The organism is Pirellulales bacterium (genome assembly GCA_035939775.1).
Classification (GTDB): domain Bacteria; phylum Planctomycetota; class Planctomycetia; order Pirellulales; family DATAWG01; genus DASZFO01.
This window is the reverse complement of the sequence record DASZFO010000284.1, coordinates 1-6,073: the sequence shown is the minus strand read 5'-3', so window position 1 is coordinate 6,073 and position 6,073 is coordinate 1. Positions and strand designations below refer to the sequence as shown.

8 protein-coding genes are annotated in these 6,073 nt (G+C 60.5%); 3 read left to right on the top strand and 5 right to left on the bottom strand.

The features are described 5' to 3' along the window. Both VGY55_17605 and VGY55_17600 read right to left on the bottom strand, forming a co-directional pair. A partial coding sequence (locus VGY55_17605; protein HEV2971794.1) for an STAS domain-containing protein occupies nt 1–311 on the bottom strand: 311 nt, incomplete at its 3' end. A gap of 120 nt (nt 312–431) precedes the next feature. After that, nucleotides 432–935 carry a hypothetical protein gene (locus VGY55_17600; GenBank protein HEV2971793.1) on the bottom strand — a complete coding sequence of 168 codons (504 nt, stop codon included), beginning with the start codon at nt 933–935 and terminating at the stop codon, nt 432–434. 413 nt (nt 936–1,348) lie between these two features. Between VGY55_17600 and VGY55_17595 the strand changes: the two genes are divergently transcribed. Further along, on the top strand, nt 1,349–2,203 hold the full coding sequence (locus VGY55_17595; protein HEV2971792.1) for a hypothetical protein: 855 nt from the start codon (nt 1,349–1,351) through the stop codon (nt 2,201–2,203). 66 nt (nt 2,204–2,269) lie between these two features. Here VGY55_17595 and VGY55_17590 read toward each other — a convergent pair whose 3' ends face one another. Continuing rightward, nucleotides 2,270–2,551 carry a hypothetical protein gene (locus VGY55_17590; GenBank protein ID HEV2971791.1) on the bottom strand — a complete coding sequence of 94 codons (282 nt, stop codon included), beginning with the start codon at nt 2,549–2,551 and terminating at the stop codon, nt 2,270–2,272. 255 nt (nt 2,552–2,806) lie between these two features. On the opposite strand from VGY55_17590, the gene VGY55_17585 reads away from it, so the two are divergent. Further along, on the top strand, nt 2,807–3,004 hold the full coding sequence (locus VGY55_17585) for a type II toxin-antitoxin system HicB family antitoxin (GenBank protein HEV2971790.1): 198 nt from the start codon (nt 2,807–2,809) through the stop codon (nt 3,002–3,004). A 317-nt stretch (nt 3,005–3,321) separates the two neighbouring features. Here VGY55_17585 and VGY55_17580 read toward each other — a convergent pair whose 3' ends face one another. After that, on the bottom strand, nt 3,322–3,786 hold the full coding sequence (locus VGY55_17580; protein ID HEV2971789.1) for a hypothetical protein: 465 nt from the start codon (nt 3,784–3,786) through the stop codon (nt 3,322–3,324). A 107-nt stretch (nt 3,787–3,893) separates the two neighbouring features. Beyond that, nucleotides 3,894–4,994: a hypothetical protein gene (locus VGY55_17575; protein HEV2971788.1), complete on the bottom strand. Its 1,101-nt coding sequence runs from the start codon at nt 4,992–4,994 to the stop codon at nt 3,894–3,896. Between the two features lie 237 nt (nt 4,995–5,231). On the opposite strand from VGY55_17575, the gene VGY55_17570 reads away from it, so the two are divergent. Continuing rightward, on the top strand, nt 5,232–6,023 hold the full coding sequence (locus VGY55_17570) for a HAMP domain-containing sensor histidine kinase (protein ID HEV2971787.1): 792 nt from the start codon (nt 5,232–5,234) through the stop codon (nt 6,021–6,023). Nucleotides 6,024–6,073 lie beyond the last annotated feature (50 nt).

Sequence of the window (6,073 nt, the reverse complement as noted above, 5' to 3'; positions counted from 1 at the left end):
AACAACTTGTTCAGCTTGGTGATGGCGAAGACTTCATAAATCTGAGGGCGAATGCCGCTGAGCTTGAGCCTTCCACCGTGCAACTTGACCTTCTTATCGAGCGTAATCAGCTTGCCGAGCGCGGCGCTGGAGAGGAATTCGACGTTGGTGAAATCCAGCAGGAGATTCTTGCGATTCTCCTCTTCCACCAGTTGGAACAGCTCTTGCCCTAATTCTTGAATATTCGATTCGTCGAGGATCTTGCGATCGACGAACCGAACGATCGTCACTTCCCCCTTCTCCTGCACTTCCACACGCCGGCGTTGAGCCATGGCAACTCCTCCGCGGAACAGAACGCCCGCCTGGGGGCGCAGGATCGGAAGGGTAGCCCATCGCGGGCGGTCCGGCTTCACAAACCCATTCCCGCCATGATATTCGGTCCGATAGCCATGTCAAGGCGCGCGCCTCGCGCGGGTGGCCTTCGTCTTCAGCACAGCCTGTGTCACCAGCAGATAGTTTGCTCCGCGGTATTCCGTGATGATGCCGCTGATTGACCATTCCAGCGGGTCAGGGCTGTCGCCGATGGTCCGGGCAATTCGCTCGATGGCGAGGTTCTCGAGTCCATCGAACTTCAGCTTTCCATCCGACGAAATGAATGTGGCTCGATCGCCCGTTAGCTTGAAGTAGCCCAATTTGTCGATCAGGCGGCTTCCTTCGCGCCAGCGTCCATTGACTTGCCCCCCTTCGATATGCGGCACGGCGGCTGGATCGGCCGGCCCCGGCTTTCCAGGCGGCGAGCGATCCGGAAGGGGCGCAGTGTCGTCGGAGGGCACGCCGGCAGCGGCGGGCGCGTCTGCGGCCAGGCCGACATGGGCTGCCAGAACATCAAAGGAAGACGTAGCTACGCCGACGGCAAGGACCCAGGCCAAACGGCGCCGAAATCGAACTTCGAACATTGGCGGACCTTTTTCGCTCGGTAAGGAACTAGCGCGCAAAATATCTCATCGAACTTCATCGGCAGAAAGCCGCCACAAATTGCGGCGCAGCCCGGCCAATGCACGTCGCACGACCAGCCCGTCGTTGCGTCGCTCGAGAGTCTGGCAAGCAGCTTGCTTCGTGTTGTTGTATCCCGGCATCGAATGTCGTGCTTTTGCAACGGGCCCCGGTTTCGGCCAACCGCCTTGACCGACGCCAAACGGCCTAATTCTTTTGCACGTCGCCTTTTCGCGTGCGATATTGCGAATCGCCGCCGCCAGGCATGGACTTTGCTTTCTCAAACGTTCGGATTTGGCTCATCGATTTTCCGGACGTCCCATAAATGTGCCACGCTTTCTTGCTTGCCGGACGTCGCTGCGTACCTGCCCTCGCCGTGCTAGGGCTACTGGCAGCGGCGATGGCTCACGCGGCGGCGAACGAGTCGATCATCACCGTGCAGGTGGCGAGCGGCCGCCACTTTACCGGAACTGTGGACGCCAGAACCGATCCAGCACGACTTTGGCTCCAGGTCGCGGAAAATTCGATCGTCCTGCTGCGGCCGATTGATTGGGACCGCGTCACCAGCGCTCGAGTCAACGGGAAGAGCCTCTCTGCCGCCGAGTTGCAATCGGCAATTGCAAATCTGAAACCAGTTGGACCCCCTGCCGATACAACTCGGCAGACGCCAAGCCACGAGCAATCTGGCGCCAGCCCGACAACTGCGACGGACATCGAGCCGGACGCCCGGCTCGGCGCGCCTCAGGTCCCCGTTGCTGTGCCCGACCCGGTCCGCGCGATCCAGATCGAAGCGAATCTCGGCCATTGGACAGCCGGGACCGAGTCCAGCGGAATTCTCGTGACCCTTTTGCCAATCGACGGTCAAGGGAATCTGGTCGCAGCGGAAGGCACTTTGGAGGTCGAGCTGATCGGACAGCGATTCACCGTGGTCACCGAGGGAAACGGCTTTCCCTGCTTAGGTCGCTGGGTGGCGGCGGTGCATTCGGCCGATTTCGGTCCGTCCGGAGCCGTCTATCAGTTCCCGTTTCAAGCCGTGCATCCCGATTTGACGTTCGATCTCGACCCGCACGGCTTGGTGCATGCCCGCCTGAGCGTTCCAGGCCAGGGAGTTTTCGAAGCCAGCCAGGCGATGGTCCGCGTTCGTCCGTACAGTTCCGTGCGCGACCACGCCCAGCAAACGACCGGCAGCCGGTTCCTGCCGATCGAGCGGTTGGATAGCAGACAACAGTAGCCAACGTTCGGCGAGGAACTGCGGCGAAACCGCCGCGCCCGAAGCCGTACCTGCCGTCAACTGCCGCTATCCTCCGGGCTTCTTCATCCCGAAGCTGTGCAGGATCAACACGGAGCCCACCGAGATCAGCGACCAGCCCAGCCATTGCGGCGGCCGCAACACCTTGCGCGGCAGCGGGCCGGCCAGTGGGACCGCGGGGGCCGCCGCCGACCCGGCCTCCTGCATTCGGGTCGCGATGAACTTAGTCGCCTTTTCGCTCAGTGTGAACGAATCGAACGTGCGGAATTGAATTCCCAAGAGCAGCACGATCACCCCAAACATCAGGAACTGATTGCGATTGAATTCCATGTTGGGAAGCCCTTGGAGTCGTACGCAGCGATCGCAAGCCGGCGTGAGCAAGCCGCTCGATCCAGTCATCCCATCTTATCGAACCGCGCGCAATGAGACTTCAACCAGCTTGAACTTATACCGTTTGCGCGGTTGTTGCCGGGTTGGAGGGTTTGCGCTTAAGAACCGTCGCTGGATGCTTGCCGTGAGTAGCATAAGTGACGACAATTAGGAAGTAGTTGCCTTGTCGCGTACTCGATTGGATTTGCGAATCACATGAAATACGCCGTCAATCTTGAAGAATCGGACGAGGGGTTCGCTGTCTCGGTGCCCGGCCTCCCGGGTTGTCACTCACAGGGAGCCACGGAGGCGGAGGCACTCGCGAATATAACCGACGCCATCCGAGAGTATCTTGATGTCGTCACCGATTTGGCGAAGTCGTCCGGTGTCAGGCAGGTTCAGGTCGAGGTCTAGCAATACCCAAGCTGCCAGGCGTCAAGCACCTCGACGCCGTTCGGGCATTAGAGAAAGCTGGCTTCCGAGTTGCCCGCCAAAGCAAACACGTCGTTATGACAGATGGCACGCGGATTCTCACGATTCCCCGCCACAATCCTGTTAACGCGATCACGATGGGAAACATCGTGCGCGACGCGGGACTGACGAACGCTGAGTTCCGTCGCCTCCTTTGAGGAATGCCGCGTGTCCGAGAATTCTTCAAGTATCTCTCGAATTGTCGCCACGGTCCCGCAATCGTTGATGTAGAAAGTCAACAATCCGCTCAAAGCGGACGACTATTGTTCCGCCTCCCCGTTCCTGTCATGAGGAGGACTGAACGCGGCTTCGATCTGCGAGCGCGCGGCGGCGAAGAGGGCTTCAGCGGCGGCGCTGGCGAGACCGGCCGCGACCCATCGAAGGCCGCTCGCCACGGTTCCGGCCGCCTTCGCTGAAGTGTCAGTCGAGTCGGCCTCGGGGACAGCGCGCTCGGCCGGATTCGAATCGGCCGCACCATCCGGTTCATCGCGTTTGCCGCTTAACGCCGACCGCACGGCGATTCCTGTCCCGACGCCGGCCGCGGCGGCGGCCGCGACCGTCGGCAGCGGGTAGCGGACGGCCCAAGCCCGAACGTCGGCCGAATGGAGAAGATTCTCCTTCATTTCGCCGAAAACATGGCCGATCGCACGCTTGGCCAGCTTGGATTGCTCGGCCAGGAATTCGGCTTCAGGATCGGGAGCGGATTGTTTGCCGTTTTTCGACATGGCGCGGGCAATTTGCGGACGGCGGAGAGCCTCACTTCAGCTTACTTCCGGGTCAACTGCAAAGCGAGTGCCAGAAGAATCGCCGACATGGATAGCGCGCCCCCCGGCTACTTGACCGGCGCGCCCCAGCGGGCGTTGCGATAGAGCATCAGCCCGTGCGAAGCGTGGTAGAGCATGCCGCATTCTGGATTCATGTCGCGAGTCTGATCCAGCAGATCGCACAGGCGGTTCACCACTTGCACCATCCAATCATCCGCCAACTCGTCACGGCTCAAGGCCACGTCGAGGAATTCGAGGGTGTGTCCGGCCGCATAGAGCCGCGATCCGATATCACTGATATAAACGGGACGAGTGAAGAATGCCGTGGATAGTGTACCATCCGGAAGTTTGTATTCCTTGACGCGCTCGATCGCCAGCGTGATGCGTTCCTGCGCCGCGAGCCAAGCGCCGTTCAATTGGTCCGGCCGCTTGCCCGTCTCCTTGAGACAGCGATTCACCGCCAACGACAAGGCGTAGAGCCGATGGCTGCCGTAACAGCCGCCGCTCCCAAGCGGTTGGGCGGCTTCCATCTTCACGATGCGCTCGATCGACCACTCTTGGCCATCCTTGGCCTTCCATTTTTCATCGAGCGGCAGAAAGGTGGTTGCCGCCATGAGCGTCCAGCTTGCTTCCATCCCATCGTAGATGTCCCATTTGGCTTGGTTCAGCAGATCGCGGACATGATGGGTCGTTCCGCCCACCACCAGCGGATCATCGAGCTGCACGCCGCACTGCGAAAGATAACCGAGCCACTGGTCGGGATGCCCCTCTCCCGTCTTGCTCCCCGGTTCCAAGACGGCGATGATCCCGGTGCTGCCATCGGGGAACTTGTCGCCGGGTCGAAGCAGCCAGCCCTTGAGCGGATTCCCTTGGAACAGATAATCGAGCGCGCCGACCGTTTCGCCGTCGGCCTCAATCTTCAAGTCGCGGCCAAACGCCTCTAGGCCGTGGACGATCTGCCATGCCGCTTGATCGCGGGTGTTCATTAGCCGCTGGTTCAGCGTGTATTTGATGGCGTCGTCGATCCGAGCGCGCAGGGCGTCGGGAGCGATCAATGCCGGCGGTTGGTCGATATTGTCGGTCGCATCGTCCTGGTCTTTGCAACCGGCGATGATGACGCAGAGCAGGATAAGCGGCGAGAAGGCTAGCCGGAAGTTCCAACGAGGCATGACAGAGTGAAAAGATGACAGGGTGACGGATGACCCGGCGGCAAAAAGCGCGCGACTCAATGGCTTTGGTGATTCTTCGGCAGCCGGGAACGTGTTTATATGGGCAAAATGCGTAGTCTGCAAAACATGTGGTAGATTTGCAGGCGGCACATTTCGATCATAGCGGATCGACTTCGGTTGAACAACCGACCGTGCCCGATAGCGCCGACTCACAAATCTCCAACTCTGTCCCGCTCCATGCCCAATCCGCCGATCAAAGGCCCGCATTCGCGACCGCGCGGCGGTTTTGACCGCGGCGGATCGGTCGCGCTCCAGGAGCGTCGCGATCAACCGGCGAAAGCCGATCGCCAGACCGATCATCCGGTGCGATCGCTATCGCACGACATGACGGCGATCTTCATGCTGCTCGACAATTCATTCGGCCAGCTCAAGCAGATGTTGAGCGATCGCCGGCGGAAGCAGACTCGCGCACAGGCCGATTCGGCGGTCAAGGCTATTGCCGAGCGAGTGGCGCACGTCGAGGTTTGTATGAGGGAAGCAAAGCGATTCCTCGGCGATCTGGCAACGCTCGCCCGAACTGGCAGCGTGCAGATGGACCCTGAGCGGGTTGAGTTGTCGAAGGTACTGGCCGACGTGCTGTTCGAGCTGCGCGAGCCGTTGGCGGAGCGCGGAGTGCAAGCCGAGGTCGCTCCGGACTTTCCGGCAGTCTGGTGCAACACAGCTCGCGCCAAGCAAGTGCTTACGAATCTCGTCCGCAACGCGGTCAAGCACGGCTGCGATCCGCGCGATCCTCGAATCACGATCTCGCACCGGCGCCGGCTAGGAACCGACGGGGCACGACTGGCCGAAATCACGATCCACGACAACGGCTTGGGCATACCGGCCGAGTCTCACTCCGAAGTTTTCCTTCCCGGCAGCCGCCTGCCAACCGCACATCCGGGTGAGCGTCTCGATTGTTGGTGGAAAATCTGCTCTGTTGGAAGGAGTGTTGCAGAAGGGGGGTGCCCCCGAAACGTTATTCTCAATTGAGGGCAGTGCGATGGCTAAGCAGATCGAAGCATTGGAGTTGGACCTGACAT

Coding starts and splice junctions, on each gene's coding strand:
- VGY55_17590 (HEV2971791.1), bottom strand. CDS start 2,551: ATGGAATTCAATCGCAATCAGTTCCTGATGTTTGGGGTGATCGTGCTG.
- VGY55_17600 (HEV2971793.1), bottom strand. CDS start 935: ATGTTCGAAGTTCGATTTCGGCGCCGTTTGGCCTGGGTCCTTGCCGTC.
- VGY55_17570 (HEV2971787.1), top strand. CDS start 5,232: ATGCCCAATCCGCCGATCAAAGGCCCGCATTCGCGACCGCGCGGCGGT.
- VGY55_17585 (HEV2971790.1), top strand. CDS start 2,807: ATGAAATACGCCGTCAATCTTGAAGAATCGGACGAGGGGTTCGCTGTC.
- VGY55_17580 (HEV2971789.1), bottom strand. CDS start 3,786: ATGTCGAAAAACGGCAAACAATCCGCTCCCGATCCTGAAGCCGAATTC.
- VGY55_17575 (HEV2971788.1), bottom strand. CDS start 4,994: ATGCCTCGTTGGAACTTCCGGCTAGCCTTCTCGCCGCTTATCCTGCTC.